Consider the following 19,018-nt stretch of genomic DNA (forward strand, 5'->3'; position numbering starts at 1 on the left):
TTTCGTTTGGGCAGGCTTGCTGCGTCGCGGAAATTCCCTCTCCGCGGCACCCGTGCTAGCGTCCCTTCCGACCCGTGAACCCACCGGTCCGGCCCAATCGTCTGGCAGGGAGTCCGCGCGAGCATGGCGTTGCTTGAGAACATGCGCATCTTCGTCCGCGTCGTCGAACTGGGCAGCCTGTCGGCCGCCGGGCGGAACCTGCGCATGTCGCCGGCCATGGTCAGCCACCGCATCCAGCAGCTGGAAACCCATCTCGGCGTCCGGCTGCTGAACCGCACGACGCGGCAGTTGCAGGCGACCGAGACCGGCATGGATTTCTACCAGAGCTGCCTTGAGGTTCTGGAGGCGGTGGAGCGTGCCCACAGTAGCATCGCCGCCGGGTCCGGCGTGCCGTCGGGCAGCGTGCGGGTAACGGCGCCGCTGGGCTTCGGCCGCCGCATCCTGTCGCCGCTGGTCCCCGACTTCTGTGCCGCCCACCCGCTGGTGGAGGTGCGGCTGCGCCTGTCCGACCATTTGCTCGACCTGCTGCGCGAGGCGGTCGATGTGGCGGTGCGGATGGCGGCGCTGAAGGATTCCAGCTTCGTCGTGCGCAAGATCGCCGACGTGCGCCGCGTGCTGGTCGCCGCCCCCTCCTACCTGTCGGAACGCGGACGGCCTGAAAGGCCGGCGGATCTGTCCGGCCACAACTGCCTGCTCCTGCGCTTTCCCGGCACCCAGCAATATCAATGGAGCGTGCTGGAGGGCGGCGAGCCGGTGAAGCTGCCGGTGTCGGGCCGCTTCGACGCCGACGACGGCGACGTGCTGACCGGCTGGGCGCTCGACGGGCGGGGGATCGCGATGAAACCGCTGTGGGAGGTGGCGGAGCATCTCGCCAGCGGCGCCCTGGTGCCGGTGCTGCCCGATTTTCCGCCGGAACCGGTGACGCTGGCCGTGCTCTATCCCCATCGCGCGCTGGTTCCGGCCAAGGTGCGGGCCTTTGCAGACCATATGGTGCCGAAGATCAAGTCGGCCCTGCTGGGAATATCGCCGGAGACGATCCTGTGATCGGCCCTGTGACCGGCGGTGCCCGGCCCTAGGGATAATCCCGACTGGCCGGGTCGGATGCTTTATCTATCCTTCCTGGCGCTGCCGTATGCTGAGGCCGTGCCGCCAGGATACTTTGTTTCCCGAGACGGATCCGTTCGTGGTCCACCTCGGGAATGAAGTGGTAAAATGGGAAACCATGGCCCTTCCGCATCCGTCCGGCGCGACGCGAGGAAGGGAGGACTCCATGTTTCTGTTCACCAAGGGTGTTAGCTGCGAGCGGGCCAAGCTGGACGCGCTCGACCGGTCGCAGGCCGTCATCGAATTCGCAATGGACGGCACGGTGGTGGATGCGAACAGGAATTTCCTGGAGGCGATGGGCTATCGTCTGGACGAGGTGAAGGGGCGTCCGCACAGCATGTTCGTCGATCCCGACTATGCAAAGAGCACGGACTACTGCGATTTCTGGGGCGAACTGCGGGCAGGCCGCTTCCAATCGGCGGTGTTCCGGCGGATCACGAAGTCGGGCCGGGAAATCTGGCTGCGGGCCACCTACAACCCGATCCTCGGCGCCGGCGGGCGGGTTGTCGGCGTGGTGAAGTTCGCCACCGACATCACCGAGGCGAAGCTGAAGGAGGCCGATGCCAACGGCAAGCTCGCCGCCATCGAGCTGTCCCAGGCGGTGATCGAGTTCGGTTTGGACGGCACCATCCTGACGGCCAACCGGCGCTTTCTCGACCTGATGGGCTATCGGCTGGAGGAGGTGCAGGGGCGGCATCACAAGCTGTTCCTCGATGGTGTGGATGCCGCCGATCCGGCCTACAGCGCCTTCTGGGAGAAGCTTGGCCGGGGAGAGCATCAAAGCGGCGAATTCCGGCGCCTGACCAAGAGCGGCGAGCAGGTCTGGATCCAGGCCACCTATACGCCGATCCTCGACCCGACCGGGAAACCGTGGAAGATCGTGAAGTTCGCCACCGACGTGACGGAGCAGCGGATTCGCAACGCCGACTTCCGCGCCCAGATCGAAGCGATCAACCGGTCGCAGGCGGTGATCCACTTCAAGCCCGACGGCACGATCCTGGATGCCAACGACAACTTCCTGAAGGCGATGGGATACCGGCTGGATGAGGTGGTCGGGCAGAACCACCGCATGTTCGTCCCCCCGGAACAGCAGAACAGCGCCGAATACCGCGAGTTCTGGGACATCCTGCGCAGCGGGACATTCCACACCTCCCTCTACCGCCGCCGTGCCAGGAACGGGTCCGACGTGTGGATCAACGCCAGCTACAATCCCGTGCTGTCCGAGACGGGGGAGGTGCTGAAGGTGGTGAAATTCGCCACCGACGTGACCGGCATGATCAGGTCGCGTCTGGAGGCCATCGAGTTTTCCAAGCAGACGGTCCAGAAGGTCACCGACGTCGCCGGATCCGTCGAGCAGATGTGCGCCTCGGCGACGCGGATTTCCGCCGACATCCTGAAATCGCGCGAGGTGGTGGATGAGATCGACCGGCGCACGGCGGCGGCGGACAGCGCCACCGGCCGTCTGAACGAGGCGGCGGCGGCGATGGACGGTGTTGCCAAATTCATCGACGCCATCGCCTCGCAGATCAAGCTGCTGTCGCTGAACGCCACCATCGAGGCGGCGCGGGCGGGCGAGGCCGGCCGCGGCTTCGCGGTCGTGGCGACCGAGGTGAAGTCGCTGGCCGAACAGACCTCCGGCGCCACCGAGCGGATCGGCGTCGAGATCGTCGCCATGCAGGAGGTCGTCCGTCAGGTGGTCGAGGCGCTGGGCGGCATCGCCCGGTCGGTGGACAGCGTGAAATCCACGGTCCACGGCGTCGCGACCGGTGCCGAGGAACAGATGGCCCTGACCGACGGCGTGGTGTCCAACATGCATCAGGCCCAGAGCGGCGTCGAATCGATCAACCGCAATCTGGAAGAGATGCTGATCCGGGCGCGCTGAGCCTCACACCCCGCGCGAGCGCACCAGCAGCACGCGCGCCTCCTCCGCTGCGCGGTGCAGGTGGGGCAGGAACTGCACCTCCATCTCCGGGCAGGTGACGCGGGCGGCCTGGGCGCTGATGTTCATCGCCGCCACCACCCCGCCGGCGGCGGTGCTGATCGGCACGGCGATGGAGCGCAGCCCCAGCTCCAGTTCCTGGTCGACCAGCGAGAAGCCGCGGTCGCGCACCCGCTCCAGCTCGCGCTTCAGCGCGTCGGGAGCGGTGATCGTCCGTTCGGTGAAGGGCTTCAGCGGCACCCGCGCCAGATAGGCGTTCAGCTCCGCCTCCGGCAGCGCCGCCAGCAGGACCCGCCCCATCGAGGTGCAGTAGGCCGGCAGGCGGCTGCCGACATTCAGCCCGACCGACATGATCCGCTTGGTCGCCGCACGGGCGATGTAGACGACGTCGTCCTCGTCCAGGACGGCGGCGGAGCAGGATTCCTGCACCGCCCCGCTGACCTGCTCGATCAGCGGATCCAGGATCGTCGCCAGCGGGGCCGACGACAGGAAGGAATAGCCGAGCGCCAGGATCTTCGGCTTCAGATGGAAGGTCCGGCCGTCCGACCCGGCATAGCCCAGCTGCATCAGCGTCAGCAGGCAGCGCCGAGCCGCCGCCCGCGGCAGGCCGGTGATCTTGGCGATGTCGGCGATGGTCAGGTTCGGCTCGCGCTCGGTGAAGGCGCGAATCACAGACAATCCCCGCGCCAGCGAGGTCATGAAGTTCGGATCCGACGCCTCTTCCGCCGCGCCGGCGGGTGACTTGTCTGCGGCCCCGGCCAGATGCTGGGTTTCGGCCATGCGCGGGTTCCTTCGCTATGAGCGATCCTGAAGGGTCAAATTAGGGCGATTACCGCGCAATAGCCAGAAAAATCGAACAGAATCGACCGCAACTCCGTCGGCAGCAGAAATAGTTCGAGGTGCCCGCAATTGGCCTTGCGGGTGTCTGGCATCTGGTATACCGTATCGATAATTCAAAAACGACGCGCCACTCAGTACCAAGGGCCAAGGGCGATCGTCCGAACGCTCGCACGAACAACGCTCACGACAACAAGCGGCGCCGATGGCGTCGGCGCGCAAAGGGTCGGAAACGTGATGAACCGGGAAAGATTCAGTGTCGAACCCCTCGAACAGGGGATGAGCTTCAAGGCCAAGGCCTACCAATCGCTGCGACAGGCCATCACGCAGATGAACATCTACGGCCAGAGCAACGAGATCAGGTTGGACGAACGCCGTCTGTGCGAGGCGTTGGGTGTCAGCCGCACCCCGGTGCGCGAAGCGATGGCGCTGCTGGAACAGGAGGGGTTCATCCGCTCCCAACCGCGGCGCGGGATCTTCGTGGTGCGCAAGACGAAGGCCGAACTGGTGGAGATGATCACGGTGTGTGCCGCCCTGGAAGGCATGGCGGCACGCCTGTTCGTCGAAAACGCCACCACGGAGAAGCTGGAACTCCTGCACGCCGCGTTCGACAAATACACGAAAGCCGAGTTGGCGGAACATGTCGCGGAGTATTCCGACGCCAACATCGTCTTCCATCAAAGCATCGTCCAGGCTTCGGGCTCCGCGCTGATCTCGGACCTGACCGACCGCTTCTTCATCCATATGCGTGCGATCCGCCGCGCGACGATGGGCCTCGGCGACCGTGCCGACCAGTCCATCCACGAGCATCGGGACATCATCGAGGCGCTTGCCGCCCGCGATGCCGATCTCGCGGAACGCCGCGTCCGGGAACACACGCTCGGTCTCGCACAGTACGTGGAACGGCATTGCGCCTTCCTCGACTAACCAACTTTGAACCTTTTTGGAGCCTCGGGGAGGAGTCACCCATATGTCTACTGCGGCTGCAACGATCACTAAGAACCAGGCCACGGAAGCATCTGTTGTCGAAGACGCGCCGGCGCTGACCGACGGCTTCCAGCTCGTCATCGACGCGCTCAAGCTCAACGACATCAACAACCTGTATGTCGTCCCCGGTATTCCGATCTCCGACCTGCTGCGCATGGCGCAGGCCGAGGGCATGCGGGTCGTCTCGTTCCGCCACGAACAGAATGCCGGCAACGCCGCCGCCATCGCCGGCTTCATGACGAAGAAGCCGGGCGTCTGCATGACGGTGTCGGCGCCGGGCTTCCTGAACGGCCTGACCGCGCTGGCGAACGCCACCACCAACTGCTTCCCGATGATCCTGATCAGCGGCTCGTCGGAGCGCGAGATCGTCGATCTCCAGCAGGGCGACTATGAGGAGATGGACCAGCTGGCCATCGCCAAGCCGCTGTGCAAGGCCGCCTTCCGCATCCTGCACGCCCAGGACATCGGCATCGGCGTGGCGCGTGCCATCCGCGCCGCCGTGTCGGGCCGTCCGGGCGGCGTCTATCTCGACCTGCCGGCCAAGCTGTTCTCGCAGGTGATGGACGCCGCGGAAGGTGCGAAGTCGCTGGTCAAGGTGGTCGATCCGACCCCGGCGCAGTATCCGTCGGCCGAGGCGGTCAACCGCGCGCTCGACCTGCTGAAGGGCGCCAAGCGTCCGCTGGTGATCTTCGGCAAGGGTGCCGCCTATGCCCAGGCCGACGAGACCATCCGCTCCTTCGTCGAGAAGAGCGGCATTCCGTTCCTGCAGATGAGCATGGCCAAGGGCCTGCTGCCCGACACCCATCCGCAGTCGGCCGGTGCCGCCCGCTCGCTGGTGCTGCAGGAAGCCGACGTGGTCATGCTGGTCGGCGCGCGGCTGAACTGGCTGCTGTCGCACGGCAAGGGCAAGACCTGGGGCAAGCCCGGCTCCAAGAAGTTCATCCAGGTCGACATCGAGCCGCGGGAGATGGACAGCAACGTCGAAATCCATGCTCCGCTGGTCGGCGACATCGCGTCGGTCATGGAAGTGATGCTGAAGGGCATCGACGGCGGCCTGACCCCGCCGACCGACTGGATGGCCACCGTCGCGGCCAAGCGTGAGCAGAACGTTGCCAAGATGGCGCCGAAGCTGATGAGCAACGCGTCGCCGATGAACTTCCACGGTGCGCTGGGCGCCCTGCGTCGCGTCATCAAGGAGCGCCCCGACGCCATGCTGGTCAACGAGGGCGCCAACACCCTCGATCTGGCCCGCGGCATCATCGACATGTACGAGCCGCGCAAGCGCCTCGACGTCGGTACCTGGGGCGTGATGGGCGTCGGCATGGGCTATGCCGTCGCCGCGGCGGTGGAGAGCGGCAAGCCGGTTCTGGCCGTCGAGGGCGACAGTGCCTTCGGCTTCTCCGGCATGGAGGTGGAGACGATCTGCCGCTACAACCTGCCGGTCTGCATCGTCATCTTCAACAACAACGGCATCTATCGCGGGACCGACGTCAACCCGACCGGCGGCGTCGACCCGTCGCCGATGGTCTTCGTCCCCGGCTCCCGTTACGACAAGATGATGGAAGCCTTCGGCGGCGTCGGCGTCCATGTCACCAACCCGGACGAGCTGTACCGCGCTGTCAACGAGGCGATGGACAGCGGCCGTCCGACCCTGATCAACGCCGTCATCGACCCGGCCGCCGGCACCGAAAGCGGCAACATCGGCAGCCTCAATCCGACCAGCTCGGTCCGCAAGATGCCGTCCTAAAAACAAACGCCGACCGACACGACTTAAGAAGCAGGGGGAGAAATACATGGGCAAGGCACTTCAGGGCGTGCGGATTCTCGACTTCACGCATGTGCAGTCGGGACCGACCTGCACCCAGTTGCTCGCCTGGTTCGGCGCCGACGTCATCAAGGTCGAACGGCCGGGCGAGGGTGACATCACCCGCAGCCAGCTGCGCGACCTGCCGGACGTCGACAGCCTGTATTTCACCATGCTGAACCACAACAAGCGGTCCATCACCCTCGACACCAAGACGCCCAAGGGCAAGGAGGTGCTGGAGGCGCTGATCAAGACCTGCGACGTGATGGTCGAAAACTTCGCCCCCGGCGTGCTCGATCGCATGGGGTTCACCTGGGAGCGTATCCAGGAACTGAACCCCGCGATGATCGTCGCGTCGGTGAAGGGCTTCGGCCCCGGGCCGTTCGAGAACTGCAAGGTGTACGAGAATGTCGCCCAATGTGCGGGCGGTGCGGCCTCGACCACCGGTTTCGACGACGGCCCGCCCATGGTCACCGGCGCCCAGATCGGCGACAGCGGCACCGGCCTGCATCTGGCGCTCGGCATCGTCACCGCACTCTACCAGCGCAAGGAGACCGGCCGCGGCCAGAAGGTGCTGGCCGCCATGCAGGACGCCGTGCTGAACCTGTGCCGCGTCAAGCTGCGCGACCAACAGCGTCTGGCCCACGGGCCGATGAAGGAATACCCGCAATACCCGAACGGCGAGTTCGGCGACACGGTGCCGCGTGCCGGCAACGCGTCGGGCGGTGGCCAGCCGGGCTGGATCCTGAAGTGCAAGGGCTGGGAGACCGATCCCAACGCCTACATCTACTTCATCGCCCAGGCCCCGGTCTGGAAGTCGATCTGCAAGGTCATCGGCAAGGAAGAGTGGATCACCGATCCCGACTACGCCACCCCGGTGGCCCGCCTGCCGCGCCTGATGCAGATCTTCGGCACCGTCGAGGAGTGGACCAAGACCCTGACCAAGTTCGAGGTCATGGACCTTCTCAACAAATACGACATTCCCTGCGGCCCGATCCTGTCGATGAAGGAAATCGCCGAGGACAAGTCGCTCTACGAGAACCGGCACGCTGGTCGAGGTGGAGCATCCGACCCGCGGCAGCTACCTGACGGTCGGCAACCCGATCAAGCTGTCCGACAGCCCGACGGAAGTCACCCGTTCCCCCCTGCTGGGCGAGCACACCGACGAAATCCTGCGCGACGTCCTGGGGTTCGGCGAGCGTGAAATCGTCGAGATCCGTGACAGCGGCGCCATCGGCGTCGTCGAGAGGCTGGCGGCGGAGTAACAGTCTCCGCCTTCTTCCCCCACCCTCTCCGCTTCGGCGGGAGAGGGTGGGGGAGGACCGGCACCCGATGTTTGAAAAGCCTGCCGATTTTTAAAAAACCCGCTTCCCCTCTTCCCGACCGTCCCCTTCCCGGTCGCTCAAGAGCCGAAGCGGGAGCCGAAGCCCGGACTTTTAAAAATCCGCCGCCCGTCAGCCGAAGAATTTCCGGCTCCCCGCGGTCTCCAAAAGACAATTCCCGACTGGGACAGAGACGAAAACCATGAACATTCACGAATATCAGGCCAAGGATCTGCTGCGGGGGTACGGCGTCGCCGTTCCGCGCGGCGGCGTGGCCTTCACCCCGGAAGAGGCTGCATCGGTCGCCCGCGAACTCGGCGGTCCGGTCTGGGTGGTGAAGTCGCAGATCCATGCCGGTGGCCGCGGCGCCGGCCGGTTCCAGGACAATCCGGGCGGCAAGGGTGGCGTCCGCGTCGTCAAGTCGGTCGAGGAGGTCGCCTCCAATGCCGCCGAGATGCTCAATCGCGTCCTGGTGACCAAGCAGACCGGCCCGGCCGGCAAAGAGGTCAAGCGTCTCTATGTCGAGGAAGGCGCCGACATCAAGCGCGAGCTGTACCTCGGCCTGCTGACCGACCGCGGCACCGGCCGCGTCACCATCATCGCCTCAACCGAAGGCGGCATGGAGATCGAAGAGGTCGCCCACAACACGCCGGAGAAGATCGTCAAGGTCGCGGTCGACCCGGCCACCGGCATCCAGGGCTACCACACCCGCAAGGTCGCCTTCGCGCTCGGCCTGGAAGGCAAGCAGGTCGGCGCCGCCGCCAAGTTCATCCAGGCCGCCTACAAGGCCTTCGTGGATCTTGACTGCGCCATCGTCGAGATCAACCCGCTGATCGTCACCGGCTCGGGCGACATCCTGGCGCTCGACGCCAAGATGAACTTCGACGACAACGCCCTGTTCCGTCACAAGGACGTGGCCGCCTTGCGCGACGAGGCGGAAGAAGACCCGGCGGAGATCGAAGCCGCCAAGCACGAGCTGAACTACGTCAAGCTCGACGGCAACATCGGCTGCATGGTCAATGGCGCCGGCCTGGCGATGGCGACCATGGACATCATCAAGCTGTACGGTGCCGAGCCGGCCAACTTCCTCGATGTCGGCGGCGGCGCCACGAAGGAGCGCGTCACCGCGGCCTTCAAGCTGATCCTGTCCGACAGCGCGGTCGAAGGCATCCTGGTCAACATCTTCGGCGGCATCATGCGCTGCGACGTGATCGCCGAGGGTGTGGTCGCCGCGGCGCGCGACGTGAAGCTGCATGTGCCGCTGGTGGTGCGCCTGGAAGGCACCAATGTCGCGCTCGGCAAGAAGATCCTGGCCGAATCCGGCCTGCCGATCCTGTCCGCCGACAATCTGGACGACGCAGCCAAGAAGATCGTCGCCGCCGTGAAGAAGGAGGCCGCGTAACATGGCTGTTCTCGTCGACAAGAACACGAAGGTGATCTGCCAGGGCTTCACCGGAGCCCAGGGCACCTTCCATTCCGAACAGGCCATCGCCTACGGCACCAAGATGGTCGGCGGCGTCACGCCGGGTAAGGGCGGGGCCAAGCACCTCGACCTGCCGATCTTCGACACCGTCGCCGAGGCGGTCGAGAAGACCGGCGCCAACGCCTCCGTGATCTACGTGCCGCCGCCGTTTGCGGCCGACGCGATCCTGGAAGCCATCGACGCCGAGATCCCGCTGGTGGTCTGCATCACCGAGGGCATCCCGGTGCTGGACATGGTCCGCGTCAAGCGCGCGCTCAGCGGTTCGGCCACCCGCCTGATCGGCCCGAACTGCCCCGGCATCATCACGCCGGACGAGTGCAAGATCGGCATCATGCCGGGCCACATCCACAAGCGCGGCAAGATCGGCATCGTCTCGCGCTCCGGCACGCTGACCTATGAAGCGGTGGCGCAGACCACGGCGGCCGGCCTCGGCCAGACCACCTGCATCGGCATCGGCGGCGACCCGGTCAACGGCACCAACTTCGTCGACAGCCTGGAGCTGTTCGTGAAGGACCCGGAGACCGAGGGCATCATCATGATCGGCGAGATCGGCGGCGACGCCGAAGTCCGCGGCGCCGAGTTCATCAAGGCCTCGGGCACCAAGAAGCCGGTCGTCGGCTTCATCGCCGGCCGCACGGCTCCTCCGGGCCGCCGCATGGGCCATGCCGGTGCGGTGATCTCCGGCGGCAACGACACCGCCGACTTCAAGATCGACTTCATGAAGTCGGTCGGCATCGCCGTCGCCGACAGCCCCGCCAGCCTGGGCTCCACCATGCAGTCGATTTTCAAAGGGTAACCAGTCCCCCGCGGGACCGCCGTCCGCGACGGTCCCGCGGCCTTAGCCAAGCCTTCTGTCACTCACGCCATCAGCCGCAACAGACAGGCGCAACCAACGCGCCGGACCCCGAGGGAGATGGGACATGAAAGCGCAAGCCCAAAACAGCATCCTGGCCCGCCGCATCATCCACGACGACCCCAGCGAGGGCGCCGCGGCAATCATCAAGACCGCGATCATCGAGACGCCGCGGGTGAAGAACGACAACGGCAAGGAGGCCAAGGCCGAGCGCGGCCAAGTGGTCCAGTCGCTGTGCCGCGCCCTGAACATCCTGACGATCCTGGGTTCCAACGACGGTCCGATGACGCTGACCGAGCTGTCGGAGGCCGCGAACCTGTCGCCCTCCACCACCCACCGCCTGCTGACGACGCTGCAGTACGAGCGCTATGTGCGCTTCGACCAGAGCGCGCGCGGCTGGGTGGTCGGCGTGCAGGCCTACATGACCGGCGCCAACTTTCTGAAAACCCGCAATCTGGTCGATGTCGCCCGCCCCCGCATGCGCCGCCTGATGGAGGAGAGCAGCGAGATCGTCAATCTGGCGGTCGAGGAGAATGGCGAGGCGCTCTATCTGGCCCGCGTCGGCGGTCCCCGTGCCGCCCAGGTCGCGGTGCCGCAGGCCGACCGCACGCTGCTGCACTGTTCCGCCGTCGGCAAGGCGCTGCTGGCCGGCATGCCCGAGACCAAGGTGCAGACCATCGTTACCCAGCGCGGCATGCGCCAGTTCACCCGCAGTACCCTGTCGTCGCTGCCGGCGCTGTACCGCGACCTGACGCTGGTCCGCACCCGCGGCTATGCCCTGGACCAGGAGGAGCGGGTGTCCGGCCTGCGCTGTGTCGCCGCTCCGATCTTCGACGAGAATTCCCGTGTGATGGGGGCCCTGTCGCTGTCCGGCTCCAGCCGGCGCATCGAGGACGCGCGGCTGCGCGCCCTGGGCGAGATGGTCAAGCGCGCCGCCGCGGCGGTGACGCAGGAGCTGGGCGGCCGCGTGCCGGTTCCCAACTGACCCGTTCCTCACAAGGGGCAAGCAGACGCCTAGAGCAAGAGAACGCCAAGAGCTGACGGCAGGTGGTGCACGTTGGCATTCCTCCCTGGCGCACTCAGGGCCGCATTCCTCACGGGATGCGGCCCTTTTCTTGAGAAAAGAGGCGTTTCCACGGAATGGAAAAGCGTCTTTTTTCTCGGGAAAATCAGCGGGACCCGTGCGATTGTCTGTCTCGGGAAAGGCGTTCCTTTCTCATCGGGCGGATGTGTTGTTTTGCATGTTCGCGCTTCTCTCGGAGACTGGCCGTGCTGTGTGCAGCACGGCCATTTTTTTGACTTTTCCGCAGGGCGAAATCGGATCCATCGCCGCGTGGACTGGCCGTCCGCCGCGACGACACAGTGCCCCCCAAATCTTTCACAAGAACAGGGCAGGGGAGTGATCCGAATGGCAGACTCAAGACTGATGACGGCAATCGAGGTGAGCCAGCCCGGCAAGCCGGAGGTGCTGGTCCCGGCGCGCCGCCCGGTTCCCGATCCCGCACCCGGCGAGATCCGCATCGCCGTCCAGGCCGCCGGCGTCAACCGGCCGGACGTGCTCCAGCGGCTCGGCAAGTACAACCCGCCGCCGGGCATCACCGACATCCCCGGCCTGGAGGTCGCCGGCATTGTCGATGCGCTGGGCGAGGGGGTGGAGGGCTGGCGCATCGGCGATCCGGTCTGCGCCCTGCTGGCCGGCGGCGGCTATGCCGAGTATTGCGTGGTGCCGGCGGCGCAATGCCTGCCGATCCCCGACGGCCTGTCGATGGCCGAGGCGGCGGCCCTGCCGGAAACCTTCTTCACCGTCTGGTCGAACGTGTTCGAGCGCGGCGCGCTCCAGCCCGGCGAGGCGCTGCTGGTCCATGGCGGCACGTCGGGCATCGGCACCACGGCGATCCAGTTGGGAGCGGCCTTCGGCGCGCGGGTCTTCGCCACCGCCCGCGGGGCGGAGAAATGCGCTGCCTGCGTCCGGCTGGGTGCCGAACGCGCCATCGACTATGCCGAGGAGGATTTCGTCGCGGTGGTCAAGGAAGTGACCGGCGGTGTCGGCGTCAATGTGGTGCTGGACATCGTCGGCGGCGATTACGTCGCCCGCAGCATCGACGCTCTGGCGGTCGAGGGCCGCTATGTCTGCATCGGCTTCGTCCGGGGGGCGACGGCCAATGTGAACTTCTTCCCCGTCATGACCAAGCGGCTGGTGCTGACCGGCTCGACCCTGCGGGCGCGGCCCATCGCCTACAAGCAGGCGGTGGCCGAACAGTTGAAGGCCCGCGTCTGGCCGCTGGTGGCCGCCGGCACGGTCAAGCCGGTCGTCCACGAGGTCTTCCCGCTCGCACAAGCCGCCGACGCCCACCGGCTGATGGAAAGCAACCAGCATGTCGGCAAGCTGGTGCTGGCGGTGGGGTGAGCGGAAGCTCTCTCAGATCCAGCAATCCCCTCTCCCCCCTGGGGAGAGGGGAATCTCAAGAGGTCGCTGCACCCTCAATCCAGCATCGGCAGTCCGGTCTCGATGCGGACCAGCGCGGCCAGCAGCGGGGCGCCGATGTCGCGGCGGACGAAGTTGCTGGCCTTCTCCGCCGCGTTGATCGCCAGCTGGAAGGTCCGGCGCCAGCGGTCGTCGTTGTAGAAGGCCTTCTCCGCCTTGGCCCGCTGCGCCAGCAGGCCGGGGCGGCGGCCGGCGGCCTCGTCAGTCAGCTTGTTCAGGCGGTTCATGAGGTCGTTGGCGATGGCCGGCTCGCCGCGCTTCATCGCCGCCTCGATCAACTCGGCATAGGCCTCGCCGCGGGTGTCGATGTCCGCCACCTGATCGGCGTAGGCGACCGCCATGCCCGCCTCGCCGCGCTTGGCCAGCCGCCCCAGCACCGCCGGGATGGTCCAGGGATTCTCGTCCTGCACGGTGCTGAGCAGGCCCAGCGCCAGCTTCGGCTCGCCGATGTCGGCTGCCGCCACCGCCAGTTCCGGCGGGCAGCAGTCGCCGCGGGTTTCCTTGAACTTGGAGAACTGCGTCTCGACCGTGTTCAGGAACAGGGTGCGGGCCTGCGCCTCCTTGCCGGCGCGCAGCAGCGTCTGGGCGACCAGCCCCAGCTCCCAGGCGCAATTGTGGCTGGAGGCATAGCTCTTGGCCTCGTCGGCCAGCGCGTTGGTCAGGCCGCTGTCGCCGCGCCACGCCGCCGCCTTGGCGATGTCGGCGATGTTGTAGATGCGGGTCGAGCAGTCGTTGATCTGCCGGGTGATGTCGAGTGCCAGCGGCGACTGCCCCATCAGCGACAGGGCGCGGGCGACGAACAGATCCTGGCCGGAGCTGTCGGCGACGCCGCCGCGGCGGACCGCGCTGACGAAGGGCGCCATGATCTCCTTGGCGCGGCCGGTGTCGCCCAGCTGCTGGTAGGCGACGGCCAGCGACAGCCAGTCCCAGCGCGCCGCGTTGATCGGCGTCTCAACCGGCGGCAGCATCTCGCCGATGCGGTGGAGGAAGCACAGGCTGTTGAGCTGGTCGTTGCAGACCAGCGCGCGGATGCGCGAGCGGAATTCGTAGAAGTCGAAATCGCCGACGAACTGGTTGGTGACGAGCTGAACCGCCAGCGGGCTGTCGGGATACTTCGTCACGATGTCGTTGAACAGCTTGTCCGCCTCCTTCAGCAGGCGGCCCTCCTCGGCGACGTCATAGGTGTTGTCGGCCTGACGGATCAGCTGCAAGGCCTGGACGAACAGGCGGTTGGCCGGGCCCGGCGTGCCGGCGGCCGGGTTGTCCGCCCCGCCGCCGTCCTGGTCCAGCGCCAGCACGGTCTGCTTCGCCCCATCCGGTTGCCCGGCCATGTCCTGTGCGGCCTGTACCGCCGCGTCCTGCGCCGGAGCGGGACCGGCCGCGAACGCCGCCGGCAGGCTCAAGGCTGCGGCGACGGCTGCGGTGCGGAGAACGGCGAGGACACGGGATAGGGCGGAGGCCATGGCGGTCGGGGTTCAACCCTGGATGTTTGGGTTCGGGAGCAGACGGACGTAGCTGACGACGCGTTGGACGTTGGGCACCGACCGGGCGTGCTGGAGCGCGCGGTCCAGCTCTTCCTGTGACGCCGCGACACCCATCAGATAGACAACGCCATCGACGGTATCGATGCTGTAGTTCTGGCTATGAATATCCGCATCGAAGGTGATGCGGCTGCGGATCTGGGTCGAAATCCAGGTGTCGCGGGCGGTGTCCAGGATGCTGGACCCGTTGTCGATCTGGATTTCGTTGATGACTTCCTTCACGCCCTGCGCCTGCCAGACGAGGCGCACCGCGTCGAGCCGCATCTGCGCGTCGGCGGCGCGGCCGGTCAGCAGGACGCGGCCCTGATCGACGGTCAGCCCGATGCGGTTGGTCAGGTCGATGGAATGCTGCAGCCACAGCGAGTTGATGCGGGCGCGGATTTCCGTGTCGCTGACGAAGCCGCCGAAGCCGCGCTCCTGCGTTGCCACGACGGCGGTCCCGCCCGCGGCACCCAGCACCAGCGGCCCGCAGCCGGCCAGCGAGACACCGGCGGTGCAGGCGAGCGCGAAGACTGTCCAAAGGCGGCTCGAACCCGTCACAGTGTGCCTCCCTTCGCCTGCGTGGCCAGCGCCGGGCGGAATCGGCGCGCGGCCGGAAAAAGTCACGGCGGAACGGTCTTTGCAATGGGGAAATTCGAGGCTTTCACCAGTCATCGTCACTTTGTCCCGATGTGATGCACGGATGTTGCAGTCGCTGCGAGTGCGAAGGAGTGGCCGCGGCAGAAAATCCGCCGCAGCGCCTCATGCAGTTTCGGTGTGAAATCAGGCGAAAGCTGGGCTGGAAAGCACGCCGGCGATTTCACGGGCCAGGACGCGGGAAACCACCCGCCGGGCGGTCGCGTCGCGCAGGATTTCCTCGTCCCTGGGATTGGACAGGAAACCGGTTTCCACCAGAACCGACGGCACGTCCGGCGCCTTCAGCACCGCGAAATTGGCCGCCCGCATCGGGTTCTCGAGCAGGCGCAGCTCCTTGCCCGCCCCCTCCACCAGGATCTGGCGGGCGGCCAGCGAGGCATGGCGGGTGTGGCGCGCCGTCAGGTCCATCAGGATGTCCTTGACGATCCGGCCGCCGCCGACCGCCCCCGGCTTGCCGAAGCGGTCGGCTTGGTTCTCCTGCTGGGCGAGGCGGGAGGCGAAGGAGTCCGATGCCTTTTCCGACAGGATGTAGGCGGACAGGCCGCGGGCGTCCGCATTGGGGGCGCTGTCGGCGTGGATCGACACGAACAGGTCGGCCCCGGCCTCGCGCGTCAGCGCAACCCGGTCGTCCAGCGCCAGGAAGCGGTCGTCCCGCCGCGTCAGCCTGGCGGCGACGCCATGCCGCTCCGCCAGGATGCGCGCCACGTCGCGGGCGATGTCCAGCGTCACCTCCTTCTCGAAGGTGCCGCGGGTGCCGATGGCGCCGGGATCGTTGCCGCCATGGCCGGGATCGAGCATCACCAGCCGCGACCGCGACGATGTGCCGCCGGCCGGTTTGCGGTCGGGCTGCCGGCCCGACGCCTGGGCGCTGCCCGAACCCAACGGCTGGGCCAGCGCCAGGCCGGCGGCGCCGAAGGCGGTTAACCAAAGCTTGCTGAGCCCGAGCCCAAGCAGCTGTCGTCGATCCATGGCCAAAAATACCGTGCTGCAAAGGAGGGAAGTCATCGGCACCAAGCCGTGCCATCCGTTCATCTAGCCTGAATCATTAACCAATGCGGCGGCGCAAAAGTATTGTCAAGGCCGGCCAGATTACCGTTTCTGAATATTTGTGGGCATTCGGTAACCGGCGCAGACTTGACGTGCCGAGGATTCGACAGAGGTCATTGGTTGCTTGAAGGCGAATTGAAAAAGCGCTAAAATTTTAGCGATCAGCTCGGGAGGTGTCGATGTTGAGGAAAGCACTGTTCAACATCATCCGGCAAGAGCAGCGCGATATCGAGGACAAGCTCGAACGCGAAGAGCAGCAGCAGAGTCCTGACGTCCGCCGGATCGTCGGCCTGCAACAGGAGGCCACCAGCCTGCGTCGTGAGTTGGAACATTTCCACGACGTCTGACCCCGGCCACGGCTTTGGCCGACCGGCGTCTTTTGGATAGGTCGCCACTGAATTTTGTGACCGACGGGTCGCGCCCCCTTCTCCGCCGGATCGCGGGGAAGGGGATTTTTGTTTCCGAAGTCTTGTTTCCAGGGAAAAGGGCGAAACCCCGGCGTCTTACCCCAGCTTGGCGTATCCGCGTTCGATCACCCGCTCCGCGGCCTCGTAAACCGCCAGCATCTGCTCGTAGGCCGCGCGCAGGCGGGCGAGGTCCGCGACGGCGGCAGCGTCCGGGTGGCGGGACTCCGTCATCTTCAGGCCGGCACGGATATAGTCGGCGCGCAGTTCCGCCACCCGCACCGCCATCCGCAGGAAGGAGTCGCGGTTGAGGTTCGGCAATTCGCGGCCGATGACCTCGCAGTTGGCTTCCAGGATCGCGGCATCCATGTTTTCCAGAAAATGGCGGATGCGCTGGCTGCGGCTGCTGTCGGCGGCATCCGCCGTCATCAGCTTGTCGACCTTGCCCTTGGTGTATTCACCGATGATCTTGCCGCCGGATGCCATGGTCGACCCCGTCTTCCTCCGCCGGCCTGGCCCGGCCGCCGTCGCCGATTGTCGCACCGCCGGTCCGGCGATTCCAGAGCGGTGTGGACCGCCCGGCATCGGCGGCACACGCGCTTGACGGTACAGCCATGTGCACAGTCGCTCATGAAGCGGGTGCAACATCGCGGCGTTCGTGCTAGGGAAGCCTCCCCCTTTTCTTGCTGTACGCCATGGTGGACGCGCGATGTCTGAGACCGGCTCCGACTATATCCTCACCGTTTCCTGCCCCGACACCGTCGGCATCGTCTTCGCGGTGTCCGGCTTCCTGGCGGAGCGGAGCTGCAACATCATCGACAGCGCGCAGTTCGGCGACCGCATTTCCGGCCTGTTCTTCATGCGCGTCAGCTTCAACGGCAACCCGGCCGGGCAGACCAAGGCGCAGCTGGAAGCAGACTTTGCGGCGCAGGTGGCCGAGCGCTTCGGCATGACCTGGAAGATCCACGACGCCCGGCGCCGCCCGCGCGTGCTGATCATGGTGTCGAAGTTCGGCCACTGCCTGAACGACCTTCTGTACCGCTACCGCACCGGCTATCTGCCGATCGAGATCCCAGCCATCGTCTCCAACCACCGCGATTTCTATCAGCTGGCGGCGTGGCACAACATCCCGTTCCACCATCTGCCGGTCGCGTCCGACAACAAGGCGCAGCAGGAAGCCCGCCTGCTGGAGATCGTCGACGAGGAGAAAATCGACCTCGTGGTGCTCGCCCGCTACATGCAGGTGCTGTCCGGCGCGCTGTGCGAGCGGATGGCCGGCCGGGTGATCAACATTCACCACAGCTTCCTGCCCAGCTTCAAGGGCGCCAAGCCCTACCACCAGGCCCATGCCCGTGGCGTGAAGCTGATCGGCGCCACCGCGCACTATGTCACGTCCAACCTCGACGAAGGCCCGATCATCGAGCAGGAGGCGGAGCGTGTCGACCATACGATGACGCCCGACGACCTGGTGGCCATCGGGCGTGATATCGAGAACATCGTGCTGGCCCGTGCCGTCCGCTACCACGTGGAGCATCGTGTGCTGCTGAACGGCAACAAGACGGTGGTCTTCCGCTAAAGCCTCCCGAGTGAAGCGGTGCCGCCCCTCAATGGGGCTGCGCCGCCTCGCGGGCATCTTCCGGCTGCGGCATGAACACGGCCCGCGTGATCGCCTGTTCGATCTGGTCGCGGGTGAAGGGCTTCGGAATCACCGGGCCCAGATGCTCCAGCCCGTGCTTGGCCAGATCGTCCGGGAAGGCGGTGACGAAGATCACCGGCAGGAAGCGGCGGGCCCGCAGCTCGCGCGCCACTTCCAGCCCGTTGTCGCCGTCGGCCAGCCGGATGTCCATCAGGGCCAGCGTCGGCCGGTGTTCCGCCGCCAGCGACAGCGCCTCGTCCATCGTCGCCGCGTTGCCGCAGACGATGTGGCCCATGCCGCGCACCGTTTCCGCCAGATCGTAGGCGATGATGGCGTCGTCCTCGACGATCAGGATGGTGGCGGTCAGCCGGGCACGGACACGCTCGCGGGCGTGGGTCAGCCGCTCCATCGCATCTTCCGGGGCGATGCCCAGAACGGCGGCGGCCTCGCCGACCGGCAGATCCTCCAGATTGACCAGCAGGTAGAGCCGGCGGTCGGTCTCCGCCAGCGTCATCAGCGCCGATTCCACCGGATGATAGGGCGCGACCGCGGGGGGCGAGCCGTCTTCGTCCTGCAGTTTGTGCAGATGGCGATAGAGCGGGCCGCGCGACGTGTCGTCGCCACGGCCGTTCTCAGCCTCGTCCGCCTCCAGATACCATTCCAGGGTGCGGGTCACCAAGGCGTCCCCCCGCCCGTTCGTCCCGGTCAGCGCGCGGGCGTAACGGCGCAGGTAGGGCAAATGCTGCATGAAGTGACCGGTGTACTGCTCCATCTCTCTCCCCGTGCCTTTCTGCGGCGCGTGTTCCTGGCATCCACCCGATATGCCGTTTCCGGGATCCCGGATACGGCCGGTGCAACTCGATCTCTTCCGGGCGCCTGTTCCCGGTCCGCATGTCCGGCGCTGAAATCCGGCGACCGGACCGCCTGGGCGGCCCTGCCG

General features: G+C 66.4%; 17 protein-coding genes. 11 read left to right on the forward strand and 6 right to left on the reverse strand.

Annotated features, from left to right (window positions below; genetic code table 11):
* Positions 1 to 123 precede the first annotated feature (123 nt).
* Positions 124 to 1,044: a LysR family transcriptional regulator gene (locus tag ACWPN3_RS01580; protein WP_109451036.1), complete on the forward strand. Its 921-nt coding sequence runs from the start codon at positions 124 to 126 to the stop codon at positions 1,042 to 1,044.
* Between the two features lie 226 nt (positions 1,045 to 1,270).
* Positions 1,271 to 2,986 (forward strand): methyl-accepting chemotaxis protein, encoded by a 1,716-nt coding sequence (locus ACWPN3_RS01585; protein WP_492242195.1) that lies wholly within the window; start codon positions 1,271 to 1,273, stop codon positions 2,984 to 2,986.
* Positions 2,987 to 2,989: 3 nt separating this feature from the next.
* Here the strand turns inward: ACWPN3_RS01585 and ACWPN3_RS01590 are convergent, their stop codons facing one another.
* Positions 2,990 to 3,823 (reverse strand): IclR family transcriptional regulator, encoded by an 834-nt coding sequence (locus ACWPN3_RS01590; protein ID WP_109451039.1) that lies wholly within the window; start codon positions 3,821 to 3,823, stop codon positions 2,990 to 2,992.
* Positions 3,824 to 3,952: 129 nt separating this feature from the next.
* Between ACWPN3_RS01590 and ACWPN3_RS01595 the strand changes: the two genes are divergently transcribed.
* From ACWPN3_RS01595 to ACWPN3_RS01625, 7 genes are all read left to right on the forward strand, one after another.
* A complete protein-coding gene (locus ACWPN3_RS01595; protein ID WP_247873250.1) occupies positions 3,953 to 4,807 on the forward strand; it encodes a GntR family transcriptional regulator in 855 nt (284 codons plus the stop codon).
* A gap of 43 nt (positions 4,808 to 4,850) precedes the next feature.
* The gene (gene oxc / locus ACWPN3_RS01600; protein WP_492242194.1) at positions 4,851 to 6,614 is read left to right on the forward strand and encodes an oxalyl-CoA decarboxylase; all 1,764 of its coding nucleotides are present in this window, start codon (positions 4,851 to 4,853) and stop codon (positions 6,612 to 6,614) included.
* A 46-nt stretch (positions 6,615 to 6,660) separates the two neighbouring features.
* Positions 6,661 to 7,875, forward strand: coding sequence for a formyl-CoA transferase (gene frc, locus ACWPN3_RS01605; protein WP_492242193.1), 1,215 nt, complete (start codon positions 6,661 to 6,663; stop codon positions 7,873 to 7,875).
* A gap of 320 nt (positions 7,876 to 8,195) precedes the next feature.
* Positions 8,196 to 9,395, forward strand: coding sequence for an ADP-forming succinate--CoA ligase subunit beta (gene sucC / locus ACWPN3_RS01610; RefSeq protein WP_492242192.1), 1,200 nt, complete (start codon positions 8,196 to 8,198; stop codon positions 9,393 to 9,395).
* A gap of 1 nt (position 9,396) precedes the next feature.
* Positions 9,397 to 10,272, forward strand: a complete 876-nt coding sequence (gene sucD / locus ACWPN3_RS01615; protein WP_492242191.1) for a succinate--CoA ligase subunit alpha — start codon at positions 9,397 to 9,399, stop codon at positions 10,270 to 10,272.
* 124 nt (positions 10,273 to 10,396) lie between these two features.
* The gene (locus ACWPN3_RS01620; RefSeq protein ID WP_098737493.1) at positions 10,397 to 11,314 is read left to right on the forward strand and encodes an IclR family transcriptional regulator; all 918 of its coding nucleotides are present in this window, start codon (positions 10,397 to 10,399) and stop codon (positions 11,312 to 11,314) included.
* A gap of 423 nt (positions 11,315 to 11,737) precedes the next feature.
* Positions 11,738 to 12,736, forward strand: a complete 999-nt coding sequence (locus tag ACWPN3_RS01625) for an NAD(P)H-quinone oxidoreductase (RefSeq protein WP_492261018.1) — start codon at positions 11,738 to 11,740, stop codon at positions 12,734 to 12,736.
* Between the two features lie 74 nt (positions 12,737 to 12,810).
* Here the strand turns inward: ACWPN3_RS01625 and ACWPN3_RS01630 are convergent, their stop codons facing one another.
* From ACWPN3_RS01630 to ACWPN3_RS01640, 3 genes are all read right to left on the reverse strand, one after another.
* A complete protein-coding gene (locus tag ACWPN3_RS01630) occupies positions 12,811 to 14,277 on the reverse strand; it encodes a hypothetical protein (protein WP_492242189.1) in 1,467 nt (488 codons plus the stop codon).
* Between the two features lie 12 nt (positions 14,278 to 14,289).
* Positions 14,290 to 14,895 carry a BON domain-containing protein gene (locus ACWPN3_RS01635; RefSeq protein WP_492242188.1) on the reverse strand — a complete coding sequence of 202 codons (606 nt, stop codon included), beginning with the start codon at positions 14,893 to 14,895 and terminating at the stop codon, positions 14,290 to 14,292.
* A 222-nt stretch (positions 14,896 to 15,117) separates the two neighbouring features.
* A complete protein-coding gene (locus ACWPN3_RS01640; RefSeq protein ID WP_492242187.1) occupies positions 15,118 to 15,960 on the reverse strand; it encodes an N-acetylmuramoyl-L-alanine amidase family protein in 843 nt (280 codons plus the stop codon).
* Between the two features lie 257 nt (positions 15,961 to 16,217).
* On the opposite strand from ACWPN3_RS01640, the gene ACWPN3_RS01645 reads away from it, so the two are divergent.
* Entirely contained in the window at positions 16,218 to 16,385 is a 168-nt protein-coding gene (locus tag ACWPN3_RS01645; protein WP_199235334.1) for a hypothetical protein, read from the forward strand.
* Between the two features lie 156 nt (positions 16,386 to 16,541).
* Here ACWPN3_RS01645 and ACWPN3_RS01650 read toward each other — a convergent pair whose 3' ends face one another.
* Positions 16,542 to 16,928, reverse strand: a complete 387-nt coding sequence (locus ACWPN3_RS01650) for a hypothetical protein (RefSeq protein ID WP_492242186.1) — start codon at positions 16,926 to 16,928, stop codon at positions 16,542 to 16,544.
* Positions 16,929 to 17,151: 223 nt separating this feature from the next.
* On the opposite strand from ACWPN3_RS01650, the gene purU reads away from it, so the two are divergent.
* Positions 17,152 to 18,018, forward strand: a complete 867-nt coding sequence (purU, locus tag ACWPN3_RS01655; protein WP_109449702.1) for a formyltetrahydrofolate deformylase — start codon at positions 17,152 to 17,154, stop codon at positions 18,016 to 18,018.
* A gap of 28 nt (positions 18,019 to 18,046) precedes the next feature.
* On the opposite strand, the gene ACWPN3_RS01660 is transcribed toward purU, so the two are convergent.
* Entirely contained in the window at positions 18,047 to 18,850 is an 804-nt protein-coding gene (locus ACWPN3_RS01660; RefSeq protein ID WP_109449705.1) for a response regulator, read from the reverse strand.
* Positions 18,851 to 19,018 lie beyond the last annotated feature (168 nt).

This window comes from Azospirillum sp. UENF 111221, assembly GCF_058780625.1.